We start from the raw sequence: 24,107 nt of genomic DNA on the forward strand, positions 1-24,107 counted from the left end.
GCCCTGGCGGGCCCCGATGACTCAAAGCTCTACCGGGCGATGCACGCCGCCGCAACGGCCGGCTCGGCGATGGTCCCGTGGCACTAAGGGCATCGATCCCGACATCATTGTGTGATACATGCTGGTCTCCAGCGCACGAGAGGGTGCCGAGGAGTGTGCCCCAGCCGCTGTCGCACCGGCAAGGTGACCAAAGTCTGCCTGCATCGACAATGTCAGTGCCGCCCCCACCCAACGTAGTCGCCCTGGTCGACCAAGCGGAACAGTTGCCGGACGAGGCCCGGCTGCCGTTTCTTCGCGACGCCTGTGCGACCGATCCAGAGTTATATGAAAGCGCGGTCGCCGAGCTGTGCTCCCGCCCTCATTCGCGGCAGGACTGGTTCGGCAGCGCCGAGCGGCTCGACCCTGCCGCCGACCGGGAATACTTCAGCACTCTCGTCGGCCAGCGCATCGGTGCCTATCGCGTAGTGCGCAGTCTCGGCGAGGGCGGCATGGGCGAGGTGTTCCTTGCTGAACGGGCCGATGCGCAATTCGATCAGAAGGTGGCGATCAAGCTGGTGCGTCGGGGCCTGCTGTCGCGTCAGGCGCAAGGCCGCCTGCGCCTGGAACGGCAGATCCTCGCGACACTGGATCATCCGAACATCGCCCGCTTGTTCGATGGCGGCACCACCGCAGACGGCACGCCCTACATCGTCATGGAGTACATCGATGGCGAGCCCATCGATACCTACTGCGACCGCCGCAACCTGACCATCGAAGCGCGCCTCAAATTGTTTCGATCGGTATGCGCGGCCGTACATCGCGCGCACCAGAACCTGATCGTGCACCGGGACCTCAAGCCCTCGAACATCCTGGTGACCGCCGACGGCACGCCCAAGCTGCTCGACTTCGGCATCGCCAAGTGGCTCGACGATCGGCAGATGGCATACACCATGGCGGTCACGCAGGCGGATTTCCGCGTGATGACGCCGGATCACGCCAGCCCCGAGCAGATTCGTGGCGAGCTGATCACCACTGCCAGCGACATTTATGTCCTGGGCGTACTGCTGCACGAGTTGTTGTGCGGATTCAAACCTTTTCGACGGCGTAGCAACCGTCTGGCAGATCTGGAACGAGCGATCTGCGAGGACACCCCGCCCAGTCCCAGCGCGGCCATCCGTATCGCGCGTGATTCGCATCATAGTGCGGTCGAGCAGTTGGCCACGCAGCGAGGCACCACGCCCGCGCGTTTGCAACGCCAGCTCGGTGGCGATCTGGACAACATCGTCGCGATGGCAATGCGCAAGGAACCGGAGCGGCGCTACTCGTCGGTGGAACAATTCAGCGCCGATATCGACCGGCAGCTACGCGGCCTGCCGGTATTGGCCCGCGGCGACTCATGGAGTTATCGCAGCAGTAAATTCATAAAACGGCATGGAGCGGCACTCGGTGTCGCGACCGCGTTCCTGGTGATGCTGATCGGCTTCTCGGTCACTACCTTGATTCAATCAAAGCGCGTGGAGCGCGAGCGGGACGTGGCCAGGCGAGAGCGCGCGATCGCCGAGAACGAACGCAGCAACGCCGAAGCGGTAGCCCAGTTTCTCATCGATGCGTTCATGCTCGCGGACCCATCGCGAGCACGAGGCAACAACATTACGGCAAAAGAAATTCTCGATGCCGGCGCACGCCGTATCACCAACGAATTGCGTGGCCAGCCCGCGCTGCAAGCTACCTTGATGGACACGATTGGCAACGTGTATCTCGGCCTCGGGCAGCTCGATCAAGCGCAACCAATGATCGAACAGGCGTTGTCGATTCGACGCGCGACGTTTGGCGATGACAGCGCCGATGTCGGCCGCAGCCTGCTCAGTCTCAATCGTGTTCATGGCGAGCGCGGCGAATTGCCGGAAGCGGAGCGATTGGCGCGCGCAAGCCTCGCGCTGGCGCAGAAACACGCGGGCATCGACAGCCTGGAAGCTGCCCGGACGCTCTGCCAGCTTGGAGTCATCGAGCACCGTCAGGGCAAGCTCGCGGAGGCCGAACAGTTGTTTCAGCGATGCCTGGATATCCGCGTCGCGCGATTGGGCAAGACTCACGAGCAAGTCGCCGCGCCGCTGGACAATCTCGCACTGATCGCCATGGATCGCCAGGATTTCGATACCGCCGAGCGCCTGGCTCGCGAAGCCCTGCTGATCGATAAAGAGGCGCGGCACGAAGACCATCCTTTGTACGCGCGGCACCTGAACAATCTGGCCTCGGCCCTGCAGGGCAAAGGGGACATGAACGCGGCCGGCCACCTGTATCGACAAGCCATTGCCTTGTCTGAACGCGTGCTCGGCAGCATGCACCCGGAAACGATCGATGCGATGAACAACTACGGCCGCTTGCTGATGAAGCAGGGCCGTCTGGATGAAGCGCAAGGCATCTTCGAAGCGGTGCTGGAGAGCGACCGCAAGCTGCGCCCCCATCACGCTTACGTCGGCCACGATCTCGAGAGCCTCGGGCGGGTCGCCCTACGCCGGCGCGACTACGCAGCTGCCGAAAAATACTTGCGCGAAGCGTTGGGTATTTATCGAAACACCTTGCCCGCGGGTCACGGCTACGTCGCGACCACGTTGACGCGGCTGGGACGAACGCTGCTCGAACTAGGGCGACTGGACGAGGCCGGGACGCTGCTCGATGAAGCCATCGATGCATGGGCCAGCACCTATGGCAAAGACACTCCGGAACATGCGACAGCGAGTGCCTTGCGCGGCCGCATATGGGCATTGCAGAAGCGCAGCGCGGCAGCGGAAAGCGCGCTCACCAACAGCTATAGAGTCCTGATCGCTTCCCAGCGGTCCGCGGATCTCGAATCAACCCAGGAAGTCCGAAGCTGGATCGAGGATCTTTATAAACAGCAGCGCCGGCCCGAAGCCGCGCGCGACTTCTTCGCGAGCTTGCAGCAGAAACCAACGACTGTGCCGTAAGAGCGATGGCACAGCCGCGCCGCGCGTGCTTAGTATTCGCGCGCTTGCTTGCGTGCCGATCATTCGAGCTTCGAATCATCAGGGAGGTTCTCCATGTTCATCTTGATCGCGGACGACTCGAAGTGCCTGCCCCGGGATATCTCGGCCCTCCTGCCCAAGACTTGCGGCACCGATAGCGTGGCGCTGCTGATGCTGAACGGCGGCGGCAAGGAAGATCATCAAGGATCGTTGCAGCTCGACCTGCAAGATCAACCTGAACAGGCCGGCACCCTGCTGGATTCGATCGGGCTGGCGTTGTTACATCGCGGCCGCGTCGCCGACGGCAAGAAATTCATTGCCAAAGCATTGCAGATCCGGCGCGACTTCTACGGCGAGGATCATCCCGAGACCGCCCTGTCACTCAGGAGTCACGCGTGTGTGCTACGCCAATCGGGCGATGCCACGGCCGCCGAGACAGATCTCCGCAAGGCACTGGCGATCAACAGCCGTGTGTACGGTGGTGACAGCTTGCCCGTGGCGCTCGATCTGAACGAGCTGGCGGTCATCCAATTGCAACTGGGCCAGTTCGCGGCCGCGGAACAATCGGCGCAGAGTGGCCTCAATATTCTCGAAGCGCTGCATCTGGAATGCACCGATCCCAATGTCACCCGGCTGATGGACGCTCTGGGCAGAGTGCAACAGGTGCGCGGCAACTACGAGCGAGCGGCGGCCATTTATACGAAGGTGCTGGACCTGGATCGCCGCCAGGTCGGCGACCGGCATCTCAAGTACGCCATGCACCTGCTCAATTTCGCTACCGTCAAAGCGAGCCAGAACAAACTCGAAGAAGCCAAGCTCGACATGAAGGAAGCGATCCGCATCATCCGCGAGGATGTGCAGCGGCCACGGCACCCTGACGGCATCGATGCATTGGCCAATCTCGGCTCGGTACTGCGAGCGTTGGGCGATACGGCCGGAGCGCAACAGGTCTTGCGCGATGCCATCGCCCTCGACGAGGAAGTGCGCGGCAAGCAGCACCCTTATCTGGGTAATGACCATGCTCGCCTGGGCCGCGTCACGTACGACCTGTGCGACTTCGCAGGCGCAGCCGAGTCGTTTCGAGCGGCACTGGCCATCTATGAACACAATGTGGCCACTGGCACCCTGCCTGCCCGGCATGCCTTTATCGGCGAAGCCCAGGCCTGGCTGGCGCGCTGCCTGGTCGAGATCAAGGGCGGCGCCGAGGAAGCCCGAACCTTGGCCCGTGCCGCCTTGCCGGTCTGGGAAACAGAGCTCGGTGAACGCAGTGTGGAATACGCGATCACCAGTGCGATATTGGGCAGGGCCCTGTATCTGCTCGACAATTCGTCATCCGAAGCCCGGGAACGGCTGGCGAAGGCTTACCCGGTCGTGGTCGCCTCGCGAGGTGCCGACAGCGCGGCGGCCCGGCTGATTCTGGGCTGGCTCGAGGCCGCGGGCGGGGATGAGCACTGCACCAAAGGGGCATTGCCGCGCCCCTAGCCCACACGTACGATGGCCGTCGGGATGGATCGGGGGCTACATACCCGGGTCCGGGCAGGGACCGCCGTATGCCGGCATCTGGGGTATTCGGGGAGCAGACATATGAAAATCCTCATCGTCGATGACCATCCGTTGTTTCGCGCCGGTTTCCACGCGGTGCTCGAGCAGAGCAATCTGGATGCCGGCGTGTTGAGTGTGTCCTCGTTGCCCGAGGCGCTGCAGGCCCTGCAACAGGATGGCGACATCGGCCTGGTGCTGCTCGACATCCACCTCAAGGGCGACGATGGTTTCAATGCGCTCAAGGTGATCGGCGAGCGCTTCCCGACCACGGCCTGCATCATGATTTCCGGCGACGAGCAGCAAGCCGTCGCGGCGCGCGCGGTGGCCGCGGGCGCTTCCGGTTTCATTCCCAAATCGTTCACCGCCGACGAGATGATCACTGCCATTCGCAAGGTGCTCAACGGTGAAGTGTTCGTGCCCGAGACGACCAATCTCGCCGCGGCAGCCCAGCCCAACGGCCTCACGCTGCGTCAGCTGGAAGTCATCAGCATGCTGGGCCGCGGTTTCTCCAACAAAGAGATCGCGCGGTCCCTGGATGTTGCCGAGCGGACAGTGAAGGCTCACGTGAGCGCGGTGTTCGAAGCGCTCAACGTTCGCAATCGCACGCAGGCAGTGCTGGTCGCGCAGAAGCGGGGCTTCCTGCCGTCGACGCCGGCCTACGCGAACGCCCGCTGATTCGCTTCTCCAACAACTAGCACGCTCGCCATGGACGCCGCACTGTTGCGACGCGTTGAGCAGCAGCGCGTGGAAATGTTGTATGGCAATGCGCTAGCCGTCTCCGGCTCAGCAGTGCTGATGGTGGCGATGATTGCCGTCATCACCTGGCCGCATACCTCGCACACCAGAATCATCGGTTGGTCGATCGCGGCGCTGCTCGTGCAGGTCGGCATGCTCGCGCTCACGACCTGGTATCAAGGCAGCAACGATCGTGCTACCGCATCAGGCCGATGGGGCTGGCGCTTCGCCGCGCTCTCCGGCATCGCCGGCGTGGTGTGGGGCTCTTCATCGTTCGTGCTCGTCGCTGCCGATCAGTCTTTGACGCTCGCCTTGATCGCAGCGTGTCTGGCCGGTCGAGCGACCATCAGCGTCATTACTCACGCCCATTTCCCTCCGGCATTGCATTCGTTCACTGCGCCCGTGTTCGGATTGTTGGCGCTGCGTTACATCTCGCTCGGTGGTTACGGCAACGCCGCCTTGGGCGTGATGTGGTTCGCGGTGCTCGGTTACTTGTTGTTGTTCGGTGAGCGCCAGGCGCGCGCCCTGGTGGCGCAGATCCGCCTGCGTTACGAGAACGAGCAACTCGTCGGCCAGTTGCAACAGCAATATGCGTTAGCCGACCAGGCGCGCGCCCGCGCCGAAGCGGCCAGCCGTTCCAAGTCGCTGTTCTTCGCCGCCGCCAATCACGACTTGCGCCAGCCGTTGCACTCACTGGGTCTGTTCGCCACGGCGTTGCGCAATGGCAAGGTCGACGAGCATGGCCGGCGCATGATCGACCAGATCCTGCAGGCCACCGAATCGCTGGAGCAGCTGTTCGACAACCTGCTGGATATTTCCCGGCTCGACGCCGGCCAGGTCGAGGTCAAGAAAGAAATCGTGCCGGCCAACCTGGTGCTCGACCGTCTGCGCAGCACCTTCGCCGTGCCCGCCGAAGACAAGGGGCTCGAGCTGGTCGTGCGCCGCTCGCGAGCCGTGTTGTTCACCGACCCGACGCTGCTGTTTCGTGTGCTCTCCAACCTGGTAGCGAACGCGATCCGCTATACCGAGAAAGGCGGCGTGATCGTCGCGTGCCGCAAACGCCGCAGCAGTGTGAGCATCGAAGTGTGGGATTCGGGCATGGGGATTCCCGCCGAACAGCACGAGCGCATTTTCGAAGAGTTCTATCAGTTGAACAATCCGTCGCGCGACCGCTCGCGCGGCTTGGGACTGGGCTTGGCGACCGTGCGCCGTATCGTGCATTTGCTCGATCATCCGCTGACGCTGCGCTCCATCATCCGGCGCGGCACGCGCTTCAGTCTCGAAGTGCCGCTGGCCGATCCCAACAAGATTCACTCCGGCGCCGCGACCATCGAGCAGAAGGTGCCGAACCTGATCGGCGGCAAGCTCATCATGGTCATCGATGACGAAGAGTCGGTGCGGCTGGGCATGCAGAGCCTGCTGGAAAGCTGGGGCTGCAAGTGCATCACGGCGGTGGACGCCGAGGAGGCGTTGAGCAGCATGAACGGCCGCGTGCCGGATTTCATCATCGCCGACCTGCGCCTGCGCGGCGATCGCAACGGCATCGACGCGATTCGCGAGCTGCGCGCGAAATTGGGTGATGTTCCCGCCGTTCTGATTTCGGGCGACACGGCCGCGGAGCAGCTACGGAAGGTCAGCGCCGCCGGCCTGACGATGATGCACAAGCCACTGAAAGCAGTGCGCCTGCGCGCCCTGCTCAATCACGAATTCGCCAAGAAACAGCGCGCCTGACGGACTACAGCGGTTGAAGTTCCGCCGACAGGTACCATTTGCGCCATCGTCTGGCGGCCTTGCGCGGGATTCCGTGTAAGCTGCGCGCCGTCGCAACAAAGGTCCCTGCAAGGTTTCAGCCTCATGCCCAAGCCTCCAGCCGCCTCCGCCCCGAAGGGCGTGAGACTTCAAAAAGCCATGGCCGATGCAGGCCTCGGTGCGCGGCGCGATTGCGAGGAGATGATCGCCGCGGGTCGCGTCAAAGTTAACGGGCGAGTGGTGACCACCCTGCCCTGCTTCGTGTCCCCAACCACCGACGTGGTCGAGCTCGATGACGAAGTGATCGAGTTGCCGGTGCCCGAAGACAGTGCCGGCCAGGCCGGCGAATCCAAGGCTGCGACCCGGCCGCGTTCGTTGATCTATGTCCTGATCAACAAGCCCAAGGGAGTCATCACCACCACCAGCGACCCCGAGGGCCGGCGCAATGTGCTGGATCTCGTCCCCGTTTCGTTACGGCGCGATGAACGATTGTTTCCGGTCGGCCGCCTGGATAGCGATTCCACCGGCCTGCTGTTGATCACCAACGATGGCGAGCTCGCCTATCAGCTCACCCATCCGAAGTTCGGCATCGCCAAGGAATATCGCGTACTGACCTCGGGGCTCGCCAGCGATGAGCAGCTCAAGAAATTGCGGGCCGGCATGTATCTGGTCAATCCGGCAATGGACGGCACGAAGACTTCGAAGCGCGCCTCGATGGAATCCGTTCGCATCATCAAACGTTTCGTCGATCGCGCACGCGGCGATCGCACCATGCTCAGCGTGACCCTGCGTGAAGGTCAGAATCGAGAGATCCGCCGCATGCTGGCGCGCGTCGGCTTGAAAGTGCGCGAGCTGGAACGAGTCGCGATCGGCCCGCTGCGCGCGGGCGATCTGAAGCCGGGTCAGGCCAAGCTGCTCGGCAAGAAGGATGTAGAGAAGCTGCGAGCCGCCGTGCTGGGCGATTGACTGGGGTAGTCAGCCGGCCGGCTTGTCCAGCAGGCGCAGCAAGCCTTCCTGCGCGACCGACGCCACCAGCTTGCGGTTGCGATCGAACATCTCGGCACGCGTCAAGCCACGGGCGCCGCCTGCGAACGGACTGACGGCCTCGATCAGAATCCACTCATCGGCGCGCGGCGGACTGTGGAACCACATCGCGTGGTCGAGACTGGCCATCATCACTTTCGTGGAGCTCGTCGCCGCCGGATGTTTCAACAGCGCGGTCGACACCAGGAAGTAGTCAGAGAGATAGGCCAGCCCGGCCCGATGCGTCAGCGGATCATCGGGCAGCGGCGAGGCCGAACGAATCCAGTACTGCGCCCGCTGCAACGGCTGCTTGCGCAGCATGAACATCTCCGGATTCACCGGGCGCAATTCGATGATGGCCTCCTGCGAAGCCAGCGCCGTGGCGCCCTCCGGCAGGCGATCGCCGAATTTCTCCAGCAGCTGACGCACGTCCATCAGGTCTTCCGGATCAGGCACATCGCCGCTGACCGAGACCTCGTGACGCAGCCCCTCCTCCGCCCGATGGAACGACAGCTCCATATGGAAAATCGGTCGCGATCGCTGCCGTGCCACGACACGTCGCGTCGAGAAGCTGCCGCCATCGCGCGTCAATTCGACGTCGTAGATGACCGGGATGTCGCTCGCGCCGCCCAGCAGGAAGTAACCGTGAAGGGAATGACAGACGCGGTCGGGCGCCACGGTCTGCGTAGCGGCCTTGAGGCCCTGTCCCAGGATCTGTCCGCCGAACAGCGTGCGATTGACGTTGATCTGGTTGACCCGGCTGCGAAACAGATTGGTGTCGAGTTGTTCCAGCTCCAGCACTTCGCTCAGGGACTTGGGAGCCGGGGGCGGCGAGATCGAATTGGCCATGACGCGCAGTGTATAACAGCCGTCTCGCCCCCGCCCTCACCGGTATCGGCCGGTCGCTCACCGGCAGCCGCCGGCCACCCACCCCCGATAGCTACTCGCCACCGGTGAATTTCGTTAGGCTTTGCGCACTTGTCACGGTCCGCCGACCCGGAGGGATGCATGTTCAGCCGCCTTGGAAACCTGATCAAAGGCTTCTTTTCCCTCTTCATCTCGGGCCTCGAGAAGCGCAACCCGGAGGCGCTGCTGGAGCTGGAGCAGGAGAATCTCCGTAAGCAGATCGCGAACTTCAATCAGGGCCTGGCGACGCACGCCGGGCTGTGCGAGCGGATCATGGGCCAGGTCCGCAAGCTGGAATCGGAACAGAGGGACCTGCGCGCCAAGACCACCGCGCACCTGCGTGCCGGCAACAAATCCGCTGCCGGTCAGTACGCCTTGCGGCTACAAACCATCGAGACGCAGCTGGAAGAAAACCGCAAGCAGCTCGAGCAGGCCGAAGGCACCTACAAGAACCTGATCAAGGCCCGCGACGTGGCCGTGCAGAGTGCGCGCGCCAAGATCGAAGGCTTGAAGGGCGCGATCAACGACATGCGCATGAACCAGGCCATGGCCGAGATTCACGAGATGGCGTCCGGCATGATCAGCAGCATCGGCGGCTCGGGCGACACGCTCAACCGGCTGCATGAGATGGTGGAAGAAGAGCGCACCAAGGCCGCCGGCCGCGCCCGCGTCGCCAAGGACTCGGTCGATATGTCCGGCGTCGAAGTACAGGAAGCGGAAATGAATGCGTTGGCCGATCAGGCGCTCGCCGATTTCGCGGCTCGCGAGGGCATCTCCATCGAAGGCAGCGGCACACCCGCGCCCGCCACCCGCACGATGGGCGCGCAGTCGGAATCTTGATCAGCGGCGGCCACGATGCCTGCACCGCGTGGCGCACCGGCCTGGGCCAACGAGCTCGCGCTCGCTTATGAGAGCGGCGCACACGGTCAATTCATCCTGTACGGCAACGTGCACGATCGAATCGCCGTGGGCGCGCAGCTCGTCGGGCTCACCGGATATCTCCAGCGTCACCTGCTCTCGAGCTTTCAGATCGTGCTCTCGTACGATCTCGGCAATGGGCTCACCATCGAGCGCGGCGGCGACCTGGTGGAAAAATGGGGTGGCGCGGACCTGAGAGCATTGCCGCGCGAACCGCAGCCTGCGCTCCAATACATCAGCCGTTACCTGCGCTATCTCGGGAACCTGCGAGCGCTGGGCCGCGAGGTCAAGGAACACGTCGCGGTCATCTTGCGGGGTGTCGATCACATCGTGCCCGCAGACGGCGCCGGCTTCGAGCATGGCAGCCTCACGCATGTGTTACGCGAGTGGTCATCGGAGTCGCCGTTCACCGATCTTCCTTTCACCAGCATCCTGATCGCCGACAATCTCAACGATGTCGAGCCGCTGGTGGCCTTCAGCACGCATGCTTCACGCATTCGCGTACCACTGCCGGATGCGGCGGAGATCGAGCGCGCATTGACACTGCTACGGACCCAGGAACCGAAAGCATTCGCCGCCGATGCAGATCTCGCACAGATCGGCGGAGCGCTGGTCGGTGTCACGCTGACCGCGCTGGAAAGTCTCGTGAAAGTTCGCGATCACTCCGGCCAGGCGCTCAGCGGCGCCGACCTCACACGCATCAAGAAAGAGCTGGTGGAGCGCGATTCCTCGGGACTGGTCGAGTTCATCGAGTCCGCTCGTACTCTCGACGCGTATCACGGCCAGGAGGCGCTCAAGACCTGGCTGCGTCAGGACATCAAGCTGTGGCAGGCCGGCGATCTCAAAGCCCTGCCCATGGGATATCTGCTGTGCGGCCCGGTGGGCACCGGCAAGACCTTCCTGGTCGAATGTCTCGCGGGCGAGGCCGGTGTGCCGGTGGTCAAGCTCAAGAACTTCCGCGATCGCTGGGTCGGCTCCAGCGAAGGCAATCTCGAAAAAATCTTCCGGCTGATCCGCGCGCTCGGCCGTTGCATGGTGTTCATCGACGAAGCTGACCAAACCCTCGGCCGTCGCGACTCCGGCAGCGGTGACAGCGGCCTGTCGGGACGTTTGTATTCGATGATCGCGCAGGAAATGTCGGATAGCTCGAATCGTGGCCGCGTGCTGTGGATTCTGGCCTCGTCCCGGCCCGACCTGATCGAGGTCGACTTGAAGCGCCCGGGGCGCGTCGATGTGAAAGTCCCATTGCTGCCGACCAGCACTGCTGACGAGAGTGCAGCCCTGATCGGCGCCCTCGCCAGACGTTACGGGCTGCAACTGAGCGACGCGGATCTCGCTGCGATTCAACCGCGCGTGCCGTTGTTACTAACGCCCGGCGCTGCCGAAGCTCTGGTCGTAAAAGCTTATCGTCGCGTCCGCACCGAGAATCTCGAACCGCGCGCGGCGGTGGAAGCGTGTCTGGTGGGTTATCAGAATCCCGTGCCAGCGGATGTCCTCGAATTCCAGATGCGCATCTCGATCAGAGAAGCCACCGATCTCGCGTTCGTACCGCCGGCGTTCCGCAAGTACGCCGAGCATACGACTACCCCATGAGCGGCTCACGCTCCTACATCGCCGCCGCTTTCAATGCGCGTCCTTTCGGCATGCCCATTCCGCCGAACTGGTTCGGCATCGCCGCCTTCGCACTGCTTGGCGCGTTCGTGAACCCGGGCCTGTGGCTCATCGGCGTGGGACTGGAAGGCCTTTATCTCTGGGCGCTGTCACGCAACTCGCGCTTTCGCGCCACCGTGGATGCTGGCGGCAAAGGTGACGACTGGGTGACGCGATACAACGCTCTCACTTATCAATTGGATGAAGATGCCCGCCAGCGCCAGGAAGCCATCGAGGCTCAGGCACGTGAGATCGTCGATCTTCTGTCGCGCACCGGCGCAACCGAGATGCAGAAAAGCGATGTGCGGCAAATGGCGTGGCTTCACTTGAAGCTGCTCGCCGCCCGCGCATCCATTCTCCAAGTGATCACCTCCGCCGAGCGCGACAAGCGCGCGCTCGAAGATCAGGAACGTCGCGTCATTGATCGTCTGTCCGAAGACGGGCTCGGGGACGAGTTGAAGCGCAGTCTGGAACAGCAACTGGAAGTCCTGCGCTCTCGCCGCGCTGGGCACGCCGATGCCCAGCGCCGCCGCGAGATCATCGATGCTGAGCTTGAACGCCCGCGACAACAGGTTTCGCTTGTGCGCGAGCAGGCGCTGCTTGCTACGGATGAGCATAGCGTGGCGTCTACGCTTGACGCGTTGTCAGCCTCTTTGAACGAGGCGAATCGGTGGTTGAGAGATCAGCGGGAGTTGTTTGCTGGGTTGGAAGGGCTTACGGATGAGCCGCCGCCTGAAGAGTTGCTGCAGCGGCGCTCGCCGGCTCCACGTAGACGTAAGCGTGAGAGGGTGGTGCAGTGAGGAGAGCAGGTTTGGCAAGGGAGAAAGCTGCCATCGCGCGTTCGGCGCAGCCTCCGCATACCACCGACGCTCTTGGCCCAACAAGCCACCAGCCTCCGCAACCCACCAACGCTTTTGAGCAGCCTCCCAAGTTGAGCCAGGACAAACAGTGAGCACTCCCATGAGCACTGCAAAGAAACATTACCGCGGCTCTGCCGCCGGCAACCTCATCACACTAGTGCTGTTGCTCGGCATCATCGGCCTGGGCGTCTATCTCTGGCTGGGCAACAAAGGCTCGGACAGCGCCGACTCGTCCACCCAGTCCGGCACCTCTTCTGCACAAACATCAAACGATGCCGACGCCCCTGCACCCATCGAACCCGTGACCGGCGCTCCGCCACTCGAAGCCGCCGCCACCTACACCCCCAAGGACGGCATTCTGCAAATCGACATCAGCGAGTACGCCGGCTACGGCGGCCTGATCGTCGCCAATGGCGGCCTCGAACCCAATCCCGACTCCTTCTTCGCCAAGGAATACGGCTTCAAGGTCGAGATCACGCGCAGCGAAAGCGAAACCTGGTCCGCATTGAACAACGGCCGGCTCGCCGCCATCGCCACTACAACCGACGCCCTCGCCGTGCTCGGCCGGCAATTCGATGCTGTCGTACCCCTGCAGATCGGCTACTCGCGTGGCGCCGACATGGTGGTCGTCGATCGGGGCATCACATCCATCAACGATCTCGCCGGCAAAACCCTCGCCGCCTCGCAGTTCAACGAGAGCGAGTTTTTCATTCGTTATCTGGCGCAGGAAGCCGGCGTGCCCGTCACCGTACTGCGCGACCTCGACTCCAAGCCCTCCTCCAGTGAGCTCGGGCTCGTCTTCTACGAAGACGCGTTCGTCGCTTGCGACGCGTACGCTCACGAGCTGACCCGTTCGCAGCGGCTGAACGGCTGCGTTGGCTGGACGCCTCGTACGGACGAAGTCGTCGAGAGCTCGAATGGCGCCGCAAAAGTGCTCGTCTCCAACCGTAACCTGCTGGTCATCGCCGACGTGCTCGCTGTCAACGGCGGCTTCGCCCGGGCGAATCCGGACAAGGTGCGTGGCCTCGTGCATGGCATCCTCGAAGGCAACCGGCGCCTGCGCGACCAGCAGGCCGCAAACATCGGCATCGTTGCCAAAGCATTCGGCTGGAGCGAAGCGGATGCTCGCGATGAGCTATCGCGCGTGCACCTATCCAACCTTCCGGAGAACCGCGCCTTCTTCGCGGGCACCATCGACTCGGCCGGCTCGTTCGGCGGCATCTTTCAATCGTCGGTGCTGGCGTACGGCAACGTGATTCGCAATCCCACCGACCCCTCGCGCTTCGCCGACACGAGCGCGCTCGATGCGCTGGCCAAGAAGGGCTCGTTCGCCGATCAGAAGATCGCCATCGCGCCGATCCGCAGCTCCACGCAGGCCACGCTCGAAGGCGATCCTTTGCTGAGCAAGGACATCCGTTTCTTCTTCGAACCGAACTCGGCCGCGCTCGACAAGACCGCGGCTCAGAACCTGGAGTATCTGGATACGATCAAGCGTTTCCTGCAAGTCAGCCCTGGTTCGATGGTCCTGCTGCGCGGCCACGTCGATAACGCCCGCGTCAATGAGTTCCGCGATCAGGGTGGCGAACAGCTGGTGAAGAGCATGGCGCTCAAGGCAATGGAACTGTCTCGCCAGCGCGCTCTGGCCGTCAGCGAAGCCCTGCGTGCACGTCACGAGGATATCGATGCGTCGCGCATCGAAGTCGTCGGCCGCGGTTGGGAAGAGCCTGCCGGTCCCGATAGCGACCTGAACCGCCGCGTCGAAGTGCAGTGGTTTACGCTGGAGTGATCAAGCGGCCACGGTGAAACCGATGGTGGTGGCACCGCTGTCGCTCTCGGCGAAAACGGTGCCGCCATGCATGGCCGCGACGGCGCGGACGATGGCAAGCCCAAGTCCGTGATTCTCACGGCTGCCGCTACGCGAGCTGTCGACGCGATAGAAGCGGTCGAACAGCCTGGAAAGGTGCTCCCGCGCGATACCGGGTCCGACGTTCTGCACCGAGACGCGGATCGCGCCCGGCTGCTGCAGAACATGCACGACAATCTCGGCACCGCGCGGGGCGTGCTGGACGGCGTTCTGTAACAAGTTCGTCACAGCGCGCCGAAACAGAGAAGTCTCGATACTGGCCTGCGCATCGCCGTCGATTCGCACGGTTACACCGGCTTCCTCGAAGATGAGCTCCAGATACTCGACGGCGTGAGTCACTTCCTGCGCGATCGACACCTCGACCCGGTTTGGCGCGCGCTCTCCACGATCCGCGCGAGCCAGGAACAGCATGTCGTTGACAATGGCACGCAGCCGTTCGAGATCCTCCAGATTAGAGTGCAGCGCTTCTTTTAGTTCCGTGGTATTGCGCTCGCGTGATAACGTGACCTGTGTTTGCCCGATCAAGTTGCCCAGCGGCGTGCGCAACTCGTGCGCTACATCCGCGTTGAAGGCTTCGAGCTGCTGGTACGCCGCCTCGAGCCTCGCCAGCGCGCCGTTGAAAGAATCAGCAAGCTGCGAAAGTTCCGGCGCCAGCGTGTCAGTCTGCAATCGGCGCGACAAATCGCCGGGCGACAGCTTGCGCGCTTCGCCCGAAAGCCGGGCAATCGGCCGCATGCCGACGCGAGCGATGTAATACCCCAACGCGGCCGAGCCCAGCGCACCGACCACAGTCAATGCGATCAGACCGACCGTGAACGCGCGCAATGTTTCCACGAACGGGGTCGAATCGATGCCCACCATCAGACGCACCGGCGGCCGCTCGCCGCGGCCTTCGATCTCCTCCGAGTAGGTCTTCAAGGGCGCTTCGTGTTGCGGCAACAGGATCTGCCCGAATCCTGCCGCGCCCACGGAACGCATCTGCTCGGGGCTGAGCCCCGAGCCGTAGCGGAAGCGAGTGTCCTCGCTCAGCACCCACAGACTCACGCGATTGTTCTCGGAGATGGAATTGTCGAACTTCATCTGCACGTGGTCCCAGTACCTCGCGTCCTGGTTGCGCATGATGATGGGCTTGTACATTTCCCAGCGAGCCTGCAACTCGTTCGACTGATGCCGGCCCAGCTCGCGCTCCAGCAGTCCATGCACGGCAAAACTCAGCACCGCCAGCGTGACGAAGCTGGCGGCAGCGAACATGGTGGCGAGCCGCTGACTGATGGAGAGTTTCATGCTTCCTCGTGCTGGTCACGCACTTCGAGCACGTAACCCATGCCGCGCACCGTATGCAACAGCGTGGGCTTGAACGGATCGTCGAGCTTGCTGCGCAATCGCTTCACAGCAACCTCGACGACATTGGTGTCGCTGTCGAAGTTCACGTCCCACACCAGCTCGGCGATAGTGGTCTTGGACAGGATTTCGCCCTTGCGGCGAGCCAGCGCCGCGAGCAGCGCAAACTCCTTGGCCGTGAGATCCAGGCGTTGGCCATTGCGCCACGCCTTGCGGGCCAGCAGGTCGATCTGCAGGTCAGCGATGCGCAACTGCATGGCTTCCTGGCCACGGCTGCGACGCGTGAGCGCCTGTAGCCGCGCCACCAATTCAAGGAACGAGAACGGCTTGACCAGATAATCATCCGCGCCCTCACGCAAGCCACGCACGCGATCGTCGACGCGATCCCGCGCCGTCAGCATGATTACCGGTGTCTGGCGGCGTTCGCGTAAAGCGTGCAGCACGGAGAAGCCATCAGCGCCTGGCAGCATCACGTCCAGCACGATCACATCGTACTCGGACTCCAGCGCCATGTGCTGGCCATCGAGACCATCGCGAGCCACGTCCACGACATAGCCCTGCTCTCGCAGTCCGCGCTCCAGGTAGTCGGCAGTCTTGGGCTCGTCTTCTACGATCAGAACTTTCATGATGCTTTATGGGCCACCGGCGGCCGTCACTGCAAGCTGACCCCCAGCTGACGCTGTCAGGCCGCGCTATTGCTCGACGATGGCCTGGTAGATCAGCGGGTAGGACACCCCGCGCAGTTCGAGCATGTCATCGCCTCGCTGCTGAATCATGCCGACCACGATCAGTTCGTAAACGGGATCGATCCAGAACCAGGTCCCGGCGTAGCCGGCCCAGGAATACGTGCCCTTGCCGAAATAGCCACCCGCCGCCACTGGATCTTCCACCACCGCGAAGTCCAGGCCGAAACCGACGCCGGGCGCGAGCGTGCGTGCCTGCTCCGGCAGCATGTTGGTGCGCATCAGATTCACGGTGAGTGGCGACAGAATGCGCCGCCCATCGAGCACGCCCCCGTTCAACAGCATCTGACAGAAACGCATGTAGTCGCTCGCGGTGGACACCAACCCGCCGCCGCCCGACGCAAACACCGGCGGCTTGGTGTAGTCAGTGACGTTCGGATGCTTGATCGTCTTGCCGTCCTTGTGGCGGAAGTAGAACTCGGCAAAGCGATCCATCTTTTCCGGCGGCACGTAGAACGCGGTGTCCACCATCTGCAGCGGCCCGAACACATGTTGCTGCAGGAAGTCGGGAAAAGACTGTCCGGACAGCTTCTCCACCAGGTAGCCCTGCACGTCCACCGCTACGCTGTAGTGCCAGCGTTCGCCGGGCTGGAACAGCAGCGGCAATTTGCCGAGCTTGTCGATCATGACCTGCATGGGCTGCGACAGATCGAGCACTTGTTGTTCCATGTACTGCCGGTCCACCGCGGTGTCGCCGAACAGGCCATAGGTGAAGCCGCCGGAGTGCGACATCAGCTCGCGCATGGTCATTGGATGATCGGCCGGGACGGTGCTGACTTGACCGCTCGCCGGATCGACCTTGGCGACTTTCAGATCGGCCAGCTCGGGAATGTGCTTGGACACCGGATCGTTCAGCCGCCACTTGCCCTGCTCGAACAGGATCATCATGGCCACGCCGGTGAGCGGCTTGGTCATGGAATAGATGCGAAAGATGGTGTCCTTGCGGATCGGCGAGCCGCCTTCGAGCTCGCGCTTGCCCGCGGCTTCGAAGTGCACGACCTTGCCCTTCCTGGCCACCATGGTCACGAAGCCCGGCAACTCGCCGCTGTCGACCCTGGACTTCATCTCGGCGGTGAAGCGGCCGAGCCGCTGCGACGACATGCCGACGCTTTCGGGACGGGCGCTGTCGAGATCGGCCGCTGCCACGCTGCCGACGACACACGCGAGCAACACGGAGCAAAACAAACGACGCGCGAGCTTCATGTACTCCCCTCATCCTTTCATCATCCAATGAGGCCGCGAGTGTAGCGATTTTCCAGCGGACGCGACGCATGCCGAGGCGCTGTCAAATGACCGATAATGGCGGCGTGAACCGTCCAGCAGTCCAACTTCCCATCAACGCCGCCTTGCCCGAGCTGCGGCACACCCTGGCAGGACATCGCAACGTCGTCCTGCAAGCGCCGCCGGGCGCCGGCAAGTCGACTGGCGTACCGATTGCCCTTCTGAACGAAGCCTGGCGCGGCGATGCTCGCATCGTGATGCTCGAGCCGCGGCGTCTCGCGGCTCGTGCCGTCGCCACGCGCATGGCGCAGATCCTCGGCGAAGCCGTCGGGCGCACCGTTGGCTATCGCACGCGCCTGGAAACCAAGGTCGGCAAGGACACACGCATCGAGGTGGTCACCGAGGGCATCCTGACCCGCTGGCTGCAACGCGACGCGACGCTCGAAGGCGTGGCGCTGGTGATATTCGACGAGTTTCACGAGCGCAGCCTGAACGCCGATCTCGGCCTGGCATTGTGCCTGGATGCTCAGGAGACCGTGCGTGAGGACCTGCGTCTATTGGTCATGTCCGCAACGCTCGATGGCGCGGCGGTCGCGAAGTTATTGGGTGATGCGCCCATCGTCACCGCCGAGGGGCGCGCATTTCCAGTGACCACGCATTATCGCGAACGCCTCGATCAACGCGGCACACGCCCCCAATACGAAGACATGGCACAGATCGTCGCTCGTACCATTCGTCGCGCCATCGACGACGAAGATGGCGACGTGCTCGCGTTTCTTCCCGGTCAAGGAGAGATCCGGCGCGCGCAACGTTTCCTGGAGGAAGCCTCGCTGCCAACGGGCGTGCGAGTGTTGCCGCTGTTCGGCGAGCTCTCGGCACAAGAGCAGGACGCGGCGATTCAGCCCAGCCGCGATGGCGAACGCAAGATCGTGCTCGCGACCAACATCGCCGAAACCAGTCTGACGATCGAAGGCGTGCGCATCGTGGTCGACAGCGGCCAGGAACGACGTTCCCGTTTCGATCCGTCGACTGGTATGAGCCGGCTCGAATTGGGCAGCATCTCGCGCGCTTCGGGAGATCAGCGTCGCGGTCGCGCCGGCAGAATCCAGGCGGGCGTGTGCTATAGATTGTGGAGCGAGCTCGAACACGCTGCCTTGCCGGCCCAGACAGCGCCGGAAATCGTCGGCGCCGACCTCGCGCCGTTGGCGTTGGAGCTGGCGAACTGGGGGATCTCCGATCCTGCCGCGCTTCGTTGGCTCGATCCGCCGCCTGCCGCGACGTTCGCGCAGGCGCGGGATCTACTACGTTCTCTCGACGCCATCGCTGCCGATGGCCGCGTGACCGAGCACGGTCGTGCGCTGGCGCGAATGACAACCCACCCTCGCCTGGCCCATATGATCGTGCGAGGCGCGGAGCTGGGATTGCAAACAACCGCATTGCAGATCGCTGCCGTGCTCGGCGAACGTGACTTGCTTCGCACGCAGGGGCAGGATCGGAATGTCGACTTGAGATTTCGCGTCGAGGCGTTGCGAGGCGAGCGCACGCTGCCCGCTGGTGTGTCGCTGGACTCGGGCGCGAAACAACGAGCGCTGCGCAGTATCGAGTTGCTGGCGCGGCAATTGGAACATTCGCTCGTGCAATTATCCGCTGGCCGCAAGGCGGCGCAGCGCGTCGCGGATACGAAGTCGGCCGATTTCGATGTGGGCCGCTTGCTGGCACTGGCCTATCCCGATCGAATCGCGCAATCGCGCGGCAGCGGCGGTCGATATTTGTTGTCGAGCGGCCGTGGCGCGCAGTTGCCACCAGCGCAAAGCCTGGCCCAAGCGGAATTTCTGGTGGTCGCCGATCTCGATGCCGGCGATCGCGAAGCGATGATTCGACTTGCCGCTCCCATCACGCGCGAATTGTTAGAAGCGGATTTCGCCGCGCACATCGAGAATCGCGAACGTTTGGAGTGGGACTCGCGCGAACAGATTGTGGTCGCGCAAGAGGAACGTTGGCTCGGCGCGTTGAAACTCTACGATCGCCGCATCGACAAACCCGATCCGGCGCGCATGCTCAGCGCCATGCTCGATGGTGTTCGCGAGCTGGGCTTGTCCGCGCTGCCTTGGACCAAGGCGGCACGCGCGCTGCAGACGCGATTGATCTTCGCAAAACGTTTCGACGAGCGCGCGCCCGTGCCCTGGCCCGACGTAAGCGACGCGGCGTTGCTGGAAAATCTCGACGAATGGCTGGCCCCCTGGCTCAACGACATGAGCCGTCGCGAGCATCTGGCACGCCTGGACCTGCACGCCATCCTCATGTCGCTGCTCGACTGGAATGCCCAGCAACGCCTCGAGATCTTCGCCCCGACCCACCTGGTCGTTCCCAGCGGCTCGCGCATCCCCATCGACTACAGCGAAGATTTCCCTACTGTCGCCGTCAGGCTGCAGGAGGTTTTCGGCATGCACGAGACCCCCACAGTGGCCGAAGGCCGCGTGCCCATGACTTTACAGTTGCTCTCGCCGGCGCACCGTCCGGTCCAGGTCACGCGCGACCTGGTGAGCTTCTGGGCGCGCGGCTACCTGGATGTAAAAAAGGAGCTGAAAGGGCGCTATCCGAAGCATTATTGGCCGGACGACCCGCTCACCGCCCAAGCCACTGCCCGCGCCAAGCCCCGGACGCGCTGAGGCGGTCCCGCGCTGCCTGCCCAGCGCCGGGCGCAAGCGGGTAGAATCGGGGCATCGCTCAGGAGGACATTCATGCTCGTGCGGACACTCTCGATATCGCTCCTGACGGCCGTGTGCGCCGTGGCCACGGCGCAAGCCGGCACCAAGCTGGAAATGGTCAATCGCGACCTCTCCGGCAGCCGCACCAGCACCATCAATACCTGGGCTCAGAACGGCATGATGCGGGTCGAGACGCAGCCCAACCGGCACTTGGTTAGCGCCCTCCAGTGGTTGGCGGTTAGCGGTTGGGGCAGAACGGAGGCCAGGATTTAGCTCATTTCTGGCTAACCGCTAACCGCTAACCGCTGCGACAAAGACGGTTAACTAAGCACCATTGGCGTTAAGATCGTTTCGTTTCGTTGGCCGCTCCACGGAGAGTTTCGTAGTGAATCAAGATATCCAGCAGCACATCCTCGCCCTGCACGAGCGGCTCGAGCGACTCGACCGGGACGCCGTCGACTCGCGTACGCGCGCATCGCTCATGTTGCTGCTCAACGATCTGACGCGGCTGCTCGGCGCCGCTTCGCTGGACAACGAGGAGCACAAGCTCACCGAGCGGCTCGAGCAACTCGCGGTGAATTTCGAAGCCGAACATCCGGCTGTTGGCAATGCCGTGCGCCAGTTGCTCGACGCGCTGGCCAAGGCCGGCATCTAGGAGGCGTCATGTACGACCGAGACAATGTGTTCGCGAAAATCCTTCGCGGCGAAATTCCGGCATTCAAAGTGTATGAAGACGAGCGGGCGCTGTCGTTCATGGACGCCATGCCGCAGTCCGACGGCCACACGCTGGTGATCCCCAAGGTCGAAGCACGCAACTTCTTCGACATCGCGCCGGACGCGCTGGCCGATTTGATCAAGGCGACCCAGCACGTGGCCCGCGGCGTGCAGCAGGCATTCAAGCCCGATGGCATGCGGATCATTCAGTTCAACGAGCCGGCCGCGGGCCAGACCGTATTCCATATTCACTTCCACATCCTGCCTTGTTATGAAGGTGTGGCGCTGCGCGGCCACGGTCGCGATTGGGCGGACAAGGCAGTGCTCGCCGAGCATGCGGAGAAGATCCGCGCCGCGCTCGCTACCTTGCCTCCAAGGCAATAACTCCGGCCACGGTTCGAGAAGCAATGAGCCAGAAAATATACAAAGTACCCGAGGACTTCGCCGCGCTGGCCCATCTACGGCTGGCCGACTATCAGCGCCTGTATCAGGAATCGGTGCGCGATCCCAACAGCTTCTGGGCGCGCATCGGGCGCCGCCTGGACTGGATTCAGCCGTTCGCAAAGGTGAAGGACACCAGTTTCGACGAGCGCGACTTCCGCATCCGCTGGTACTACGACGGCAAGCTCAACGTCGCGGCCAACTGCCTCGACCGCCATCTGACCAAGCGCGGCGACAAGACTGCCATCATCTGGGAAGGCGACGATCCGAAGCTGTCCGAGCGCATCACTTACCGGCAGCTGTACGAGCGCGTCTGTCAGTGCGCCAATGCGCTGAAGTCGCTCGGCGTCAAGAAGGGCGATCGCGTCACCATCTATTTGCCCATGATTCCCGAAGCCGCGGTCGCGATGCTCGCCTGTGCGCGCATCGGCGCGATTCATTCGGTCGTGTTCGGTGGCTTCTCGGCCGATTCGCTGGGCGGACGCATCGCCGACTGCGAATCGAGCGTGGTGATCACCGCCGACGAAGGCATTCGCGGCGGCAAGCGCGTGCCGCTCAAGACGAACGTCGATCTCGCGTTGACCATGCCGAACACCGAGTGTGTGAAGCACGTGCTGGTGGTGCGACGTACCGAAATCCGCGTACCCATGTACGAGGGCCGCGACAAGTGGTTCGACGACGTCGTGAACTCTCAGCCCAAGGAGTGCCCGCCGGAGGTGATGGACGCGGAAGATCCGCTGTTCATTCTTTATACGTCGGGCTCGACAGGTAAACCCAAGGGCGTGCTGCACACCAGCGGCGGCTATCTCGTGTACACGTCGATGACGCACGAGCTGGTATTCGACCTGCGCGAGGACGATATCTTCTGGTGTACGGCCGACGTCGGCTGGGTCACCGGGCACAGCTACGTCGTGTACGGACCGCTCGCTAACGGCGCGACCACGGTGATGTTCGAAGGCGTGCCAAACTATCCGGATAGCGGACGGTTCTGGCAGGCGGTCGACAAGCACAAAGTTACATTGTTCTACACAGCCCCCACCGCAATTCGCGCGTTGATGCGCGAAGGCGAAGAGCCGGTGAAGGCATGGTCACGCCGCTCGCTGCGATTGCTCGGCACCGTGGGCGAGCCCATCAACCCCGAAGCGTGGGAGTGGTATCACCGCGTGGTCGGCGACGGACGCTGCCCCATCGTGGATACGTGGTGGCAGACGGAAACCGGCGGCATCTTGATTTCTCCGCTGCCTGGCGCGATCGATCAGAAGCCCGGCTCGGCCACGCTGCCCTTCTTCGGCGTGAAACCCGCCATCGTGGACAATGACGGCAACGTTCTCGAAGGCGTCTGCGAGGGCAATCTCATCATCACCGACAGCTGGCCCGGACAGATGCGCACCGTGTTCGGCGACCATCAGCGCTTCATCGACACGTACTTCAAAACATTCCCTGGCCGTTACTTCACCGGCGATGGCGCACGGCGCGATGAAGACGGCTATTACTGGATCACCGGACGCGTCGATGACGTGCTGAACGTCGCCGGCCATCGCCTCGGCACGGCCGAAATCGAAAGCGCGATGGTCGCCCATGCCAGCGTCGCCGAAGCCGCTGCGGTCGGTTATCCGCACGACATCAAAGGTCAAGGCATCTATGTCTACGTGACCTTGATCGCTGGCGTCGAGCCCTCCGAAGCGCTGCGAAGCGAATTGCGCGACTGGGTCCGCAAGGAAATCAGCCCGATCGCCACGCCCGATTTGATCCAGTGGGCGCCCAGCCTGCCGAAGACACGCTCCGGCAAGATCATGCGCCGCATCCTGCGCAAGATCGCCGCCAACGAGCACGATTCCTTAGGTGACATCTCGACGCTCGCCGACCCTACAGTCGTCGACAACCTGGTGCGCGAACGCATGAACCGCCCTGCGGCGGAGATTGCTGCTGCTCAACAAGCCGCAGCGACACCGGCTGCACCAGCCGCGAAAGCGCCGGCGAAAAAGAGGAAGAAGAAAGCCGAGTAGCGCTATCGATACGCTACGACCACCAACGCGCGATCGGCGGAGGCTGGTGGGTGGGGTGTTCTCCCACCAGCCTCCGCGGGCTACCGAGGCAGCCAACTAAATTCCGAAGCTCAGAACAACCGCCCCGCGCCCGCCAGCCGCGGCCGATAGAAATCATCGTCTAGCGTCCGCAACTCCACCGGCCTGCCGGTCTGCGGGGCATGCACGAATCGCCCCTCGCCCGTGTAGATGGCGACGTGCGAAATGCGCCCTTTGATCCGGAAGAACAGCAGATCGCCAGGCGCGAGACGATCCAGCTCCACCGGCCTCGCCGCCGAAAACTGTTCGGCGGCAGTTCGCGGCGTGGATATTCCCAGTTGATCGTGAATGAACCTCACCAGCCCGCTGCAATCGAAGGTGCTCGGCCCGCTACCGCCCCACTCATACGGCGCCCCCAGCAACGAGATCGCTCGCATGGCCACTTCGTTACCCACCGTGGCCTGAGGCGCCTCCGGCGGTCGAACCTGGGTTGAGGTAGACGTGGACGGCACATAGGGCTGCGGCCCAGCGCACCCCTGCAACGCAAGGCTCGCAGCGGCAACAGCGACACACACAGCGATGCCCCGTCCAGGCGGACGGGTCGAAGCGGCTGCAGCGACGTCCGGTCGATTGAGCAAGTAGCGGTTCATGGCGACACCGTTCCAAGCATGCCTAAGTCCGAGGCTATGAGCCAGGCGCTGAATA

The 24,107-nt window shown here is 63.2% G+C and carries 18 protein-coding genes and 1 pseudogene; 14 read left to right on the plus strand and 5 right to left on the minus strand.

The features are described from left to right. Window positions 1–209 precede the first annotated feature (209 nt). The 5 genes from VGE08_RS24335 to VGE08_RS24355 all read left to right on the plus strand — a co-directional run bounded on the left by VGE08_RS24335 (window position 210) and on the right by VGE08_RS24355 (window position 7,955). Entirely contained in the window at window positions 210–2,945 is a 2,736-nt protein-coding gene (locus VGE08_RS24335) for a tetratricopeptide repeat protein (protein ID WP_331070528.1), read from the plus strand. A gap of 93 nt (window positions 2,946–3,038) precedes the next feature. After that, window positions 3,039–4,445 (plus strand): tetratricopeptide repeat protein, encoded by a 1,407-nt coding sequence (locus VGE08_RS24340; RefSeq protein ID WP_331070529.1) that lies wholly within the window; start codon window positions 3,039–3,041, stop codon window positions 4,443–4,445. Between the two features lie 102 nt (window positions 4,446–4,547). After that, complete coding sequence (locus VGE08_RS24345) at window positions 4,548–5,180, plus strand: response regulator transcription factor (protein WP_331070530.1); 633 nt, start codon at window positions 4,548–4,550, stop codon at window positions 5,178–5,180. 30 nt (window positions 5,181–5,210) lie between these two features. Next, a complete protein-coding gene (locus VGE08_RS24350; protein ID WP_331070531.1) occupies window positions 5,211–6,971 on the plus strand; it encodes a hybrid sensor histidine kinase/response regulator in 1,761 nt (586 codons plus the stop codon). A 123-nt stretch (window positions 6,972–7,094) separates the two neighbouring features. Further along, complete coding sequence (locus tag VGE08_RS24355) at window positions 7,095–7,955, plus strand: pseudouridine synthase (protein WP_331070532.1); 861 nt, start codon at window positions 7,095–7,097, stop codon at window positions 7,953–7,955. Between the two features lie 9 nt (window positions 7,956–7,964). Here the strand turns inward: VGE08_RS24355 and VGE08_RS24360 are convergent, their stop codons facing one another. Beyond that, window positions 7,965–8,861 (minus strand): acyl-CoA thioesterase II, encoded by an 897-nt coding sequence (locus VGE08_RS24360; RefSeq protein WP_331070533.1) that lies wholly within the window; start codon window positions 8,859–8,861, stop codon window positions 7,965–7,967. Window positions 8,862–9,020: 159 nt separating this feature from the next. Here VGE08_RS24360 and VGE08_RS24365 point away from each other — a divergent pair, with 159 nt between their 5' ends. The 4 genes from VGE08_RS24365 to VGE08_RS24380 all read left to right on the plus strand — a co-directional run bounded on the left by VGE08_RS24365 (window position 9,021) and on the right by VGE08_RS24380 (window position 14,132). Then, window positions 9,021–9,758 carry a PspA/IM30 family protein gene (locus VGE08_RS24365; RefSeq protein ID WP_331070534.1) on the plus strand — a complete coding sequence of 246 codons (738 nt, stop codon included), beginning with the start codon at window positions 9,021–9,023 and terminating at the stop codon, window positions 9,756–9,758. Between the two features lie 15 nt (window positions 9,759–9,773). Then, window positions 9,774–11,429, plus strand: coding sequence for an AAA family ATPase (locus VGE08_RS24370; protein ID WP_331070535.1), 1,656 nt, complete (start codon window positions 9,774–9,776; stop codon window positions 11,427–11,429). Beyond that, a complete protein-coding gene (locus tag VGE08_RS24375; RefSeq protein ID WP_331070536.1) occupies window positions 11,426–12,286 on the plus strand; it encodes a hypothetical protein in 861 nt (286 codons plus the stop codon). The genes VGE08_RS24370 and VGE08_RS24375 overlap by 4 nt, the downstream gene beginning before the upstream one ends. A 160-nt stretch (window positions 12,287–12,446) precedes the next feature. Continuing rightward, window positions 12,447–14,132, plus strand: coding sequence for a phosphate ABC transporter substrate-binding/OmpA family protein (locus VGE08_RS24380; protein ID WP_331070537.1), 1,686 nt, complete (start codon window positions 12,447–12,449; stop codon window positions 14,130–14,132). On the opposite strand, the gene VGE08_RS24385 is transcribed toward VGE08_RS24380, so the two are convergent. The 3 genes from VGE08_RS24385 to VGE08_RS24395 all read right to left on the minus strand — a co-directional run bounded on the left by VGE08_RS24385 (window position 14,133) and on the right by VGE08_RS24395 (window position 17,497). After that, window positions 14,133–15,494: a heavy metal sensor histidine kinase gene (locus VGE08_RS24385; protein ID WP_331070538.1), complete on the minus strand. Its 1,362-nt coding sequence runs from the start codon at window positions 15,492–15,494 to the stop codon at window positions 14,133–14,135. Then, window positions 15,491–16,177, minus strand: a complete 687-nt coding sequence (locus VGE08_RS24390) for a heavy metal response regulator transcription factor (protein WP_331070539.1) — start codon at window positions 16,175–16,177, stop codon at window positions 15,491–15,493. Before VGE08_RS24390 ends, VGE08_RS24385 begins: the two co-directional genes overlap by 4 nt. A gap of 66 nt (window positions 16,178–16,243) precedes the next feature. Continuing rightward, the gene (locus VGE08_RS24395; protein ID WP_331070540.1) at window positions 16,244–17,497 is read right to left on the minus strand and encodes a serine hydrolase domain-containing protein; all 1,254 of its coding nucleotides are present in this window, start codon (window positions 17,495–17,497) and stop codon (window positions 16,244–16,246) included. A gap of 86 nt (window positions 17,498–17,583) precedes the next feature. Here VGE08_RS24395 and hrpB point away from each other — a divergent pair, with 86 nt between their 5' ends. The 5 genes and pseudogenes from hrpB to acs all read left to right on the plus strand — a co-directional run. Continuing rightward, window positions 17,584–20,184: an ATP-dependent helicase HrpB gene (gene hrpB / locus VGE08_RS24400; RefSeq protein ID WP_331070541.1), complete on the plus strand. Its 2,601-nt coding sequence runs from the start codon at window positions 17,584–17,586 to the stop codon at window positions 20,182–20,184. 72 nt (window positions 20,185–20,256) lie between these two features. Continuing rightward, window positions 20,257–20,496: a hypothetical protein gene (locus VGE08_RS24405; RefSeq protein WP_331070542.1), complete on the plus strand. Its 240-nt coding sequence runs from the start codon at window positions 20,257–20,259 to the stop codon at window positions 20,494–20,496. A 112-nt stretch (window positions 20,497–20,608) separates the two neighbouring features. Next, window positions 20,609–20,878 carry a DUF4404 family protein gene (locus VGE08_RS24410; protein ID WP_331070543.1) on the plus strand — a complete coding sequence of 90 codons (270 nt, stop codon included), beginning with the start codon at window positions 20,609–20,611 and terminating at the stop codon, window positions 20,876–20,878. A gap of 8 nt (window positions 20,879–20,886) precedes the next feature. Continuing rightward, window positions 20,887–21,321, plus strand: a complete 435-nt coding sequence (locus tag VGE08_RS24415) for an HIT family protein (RefSeq protein ID WP_331070544.1) — start codon at window positions 20,887–20,889, stop codon at window positions 21,319–21,321. Between the two features lie 23 nt (window positions 21,322–21,344). Next, a pseudogene (gene acs, locus VGE08_RS24420) lies at window positions 21,345–23,285 on the plus strand (acetate--CoA ligase); the annotation flags it as partial. A 209-nt stretch (window positions 23,286–23,494) separates the two neighbouring features. On the opposite strand, the gene VGE08_RS24425 reads toward acs, so the two are convergent. Then, on the minus strand, window positions 23,495–24,052 hold the full coding sequence (locus VGE08_RS24425) for a C40 family peptidase (RefSeq protein WP_331070546.1): 558 nt from the start codon (window positions 24,050–24,052) through the stop codon (window positions 23,495–23,497). Window positions 24,053–24,107 lie beyond the last annotated feature (55 nt).

Origin of the sequence: Steroidobacter sp., assembly GCF_036406195.1 — a bacterium.
Taxonomy (GTDB): Bacteria; Pseudomonadota; Gammaproteobacteria; order Steroidobacterales; family Steroidobacteraceae; genus Steroidobacter.

Bases quoted from the DNA above. Each gene is read 5' to 3' on its own strand.
- VGE08_RS24335 (WP_331070528.1), top strand. From the start codon at position 210: ATGTCAGTGCCGCCCCCACCCAACGTAGTCGCCCTGGTCGACCAAGCG.
- VGE08_RS24340 (WP_331070529.1), top strand. From the start codon at position 3,039: ATGTTCATCTTGATCGCGGACGACTCGAAGTGCCTGCCCCGGGATATC.
- VGE08_RS24345 (WP_331070530.1), top strand. From the start codon at position 4,548: ATGAAAATCCTCATCGTCGATGACCATCCGTTGTTTCGCGCCGGTTTC.
- VGE08_RS24350 (WP_331070531.1), top strand. From the start codon at position 5,211: ATGGACGCCGCACTGTTGCGACGCGTTGAGCAGCAGCGCGTGGAAATG.
- VGE08_RS24355 (WP_331070532.1), top strand. From the start codon at position 7,095: ATGCCCAAGCCTCCAGCCGCCTCCGCCCCGAAGGGCGTGAGACTTCAA.
- VGE08_RS24360 (WP_331070533.1), bottom strand. From the start codon at position 8,861: ATGGCCAATTCGATCTCGCCGCCCCCGGCTCCCAAGTCCCTGAGCGAA.
- VGE08_RS24365 (WP_331070534.1), top strand. From the start codon at position 9,021: ATGTTCAGCCGCCTTGGAAACCTGATCAAAGGCTTCTTTTCCCTCTTC.
- VGE08_RS24370 (WP_331070535.1), top strand. From the start codon at position 9,774: ATGCCTGCACCGCGTGGCGCACCGGCCTGGGCCAACGAGCTCGCGCTC.
- VGE08_RS24375 (WP_331070536.1), top strand. From the start codon at position 11,426: ATGAGCGGCTCACGCTCCTACATCGCCGCCGCTTTCAATGCGCGTCCT.
- VGE08_RS24380 (WP_331070537.1), top strand. From the start codon at position 12,447: ATGAGCACTGCAAAGAAACATTACCGCGGCTCTGCCGCCGGCAACCTC.
- VGE08_RS24385 (WP_331070538.1), bottom strand. From the start codon at position 15,494: ATGAAACTCTCCATCAGTCAGCGGCTCGCCACCATGTTCGCTGCCGCC.
- VGE08_RS24390 (WP_331070539.1), bottom strand. From the start codon at position 16,177: ATGAAAGTTCTGATCGTAGAAGACGAGCCCAAGACTGCCGACTACCTG.
- VGE08_RS24395 (WP_331070540.1), bottom strand. From the start codon at position 17,497: ATGAAGCTCGCGCGTCGTTTGTTTTGCTCCGTGTTGCTCGCGTGTGTC.
- hrpB (WP_331070541.1), top strand. From the start codon at position 17,584: ATGACCGATAATGGCGGCGTGAACCGTCCAGCAGTCCAACTTCCCATC.
- VGE08_RS24405 (WP_331070542.1), top strand. From the start codon at position 20,257: ATGCTCGTGCGGACACTCTCGATATCGCTCCTGACGGCCGTGTGCGCC.
- VGE08_RS24415 (WP_331070544.1), top strand. From the start codon at position 20,887: ATGTACGACCGAGACAATGTGTTCGCGAAAATCCTTCGCGGCGAAATT.
- VGE08_RS24425 (WP_331070546.1), bottom strand. From the start codon at position 24,052: ATGAACCGCTACTTGCTCAATCGACCGGACGTCGCTGCAGCCGCTTCG.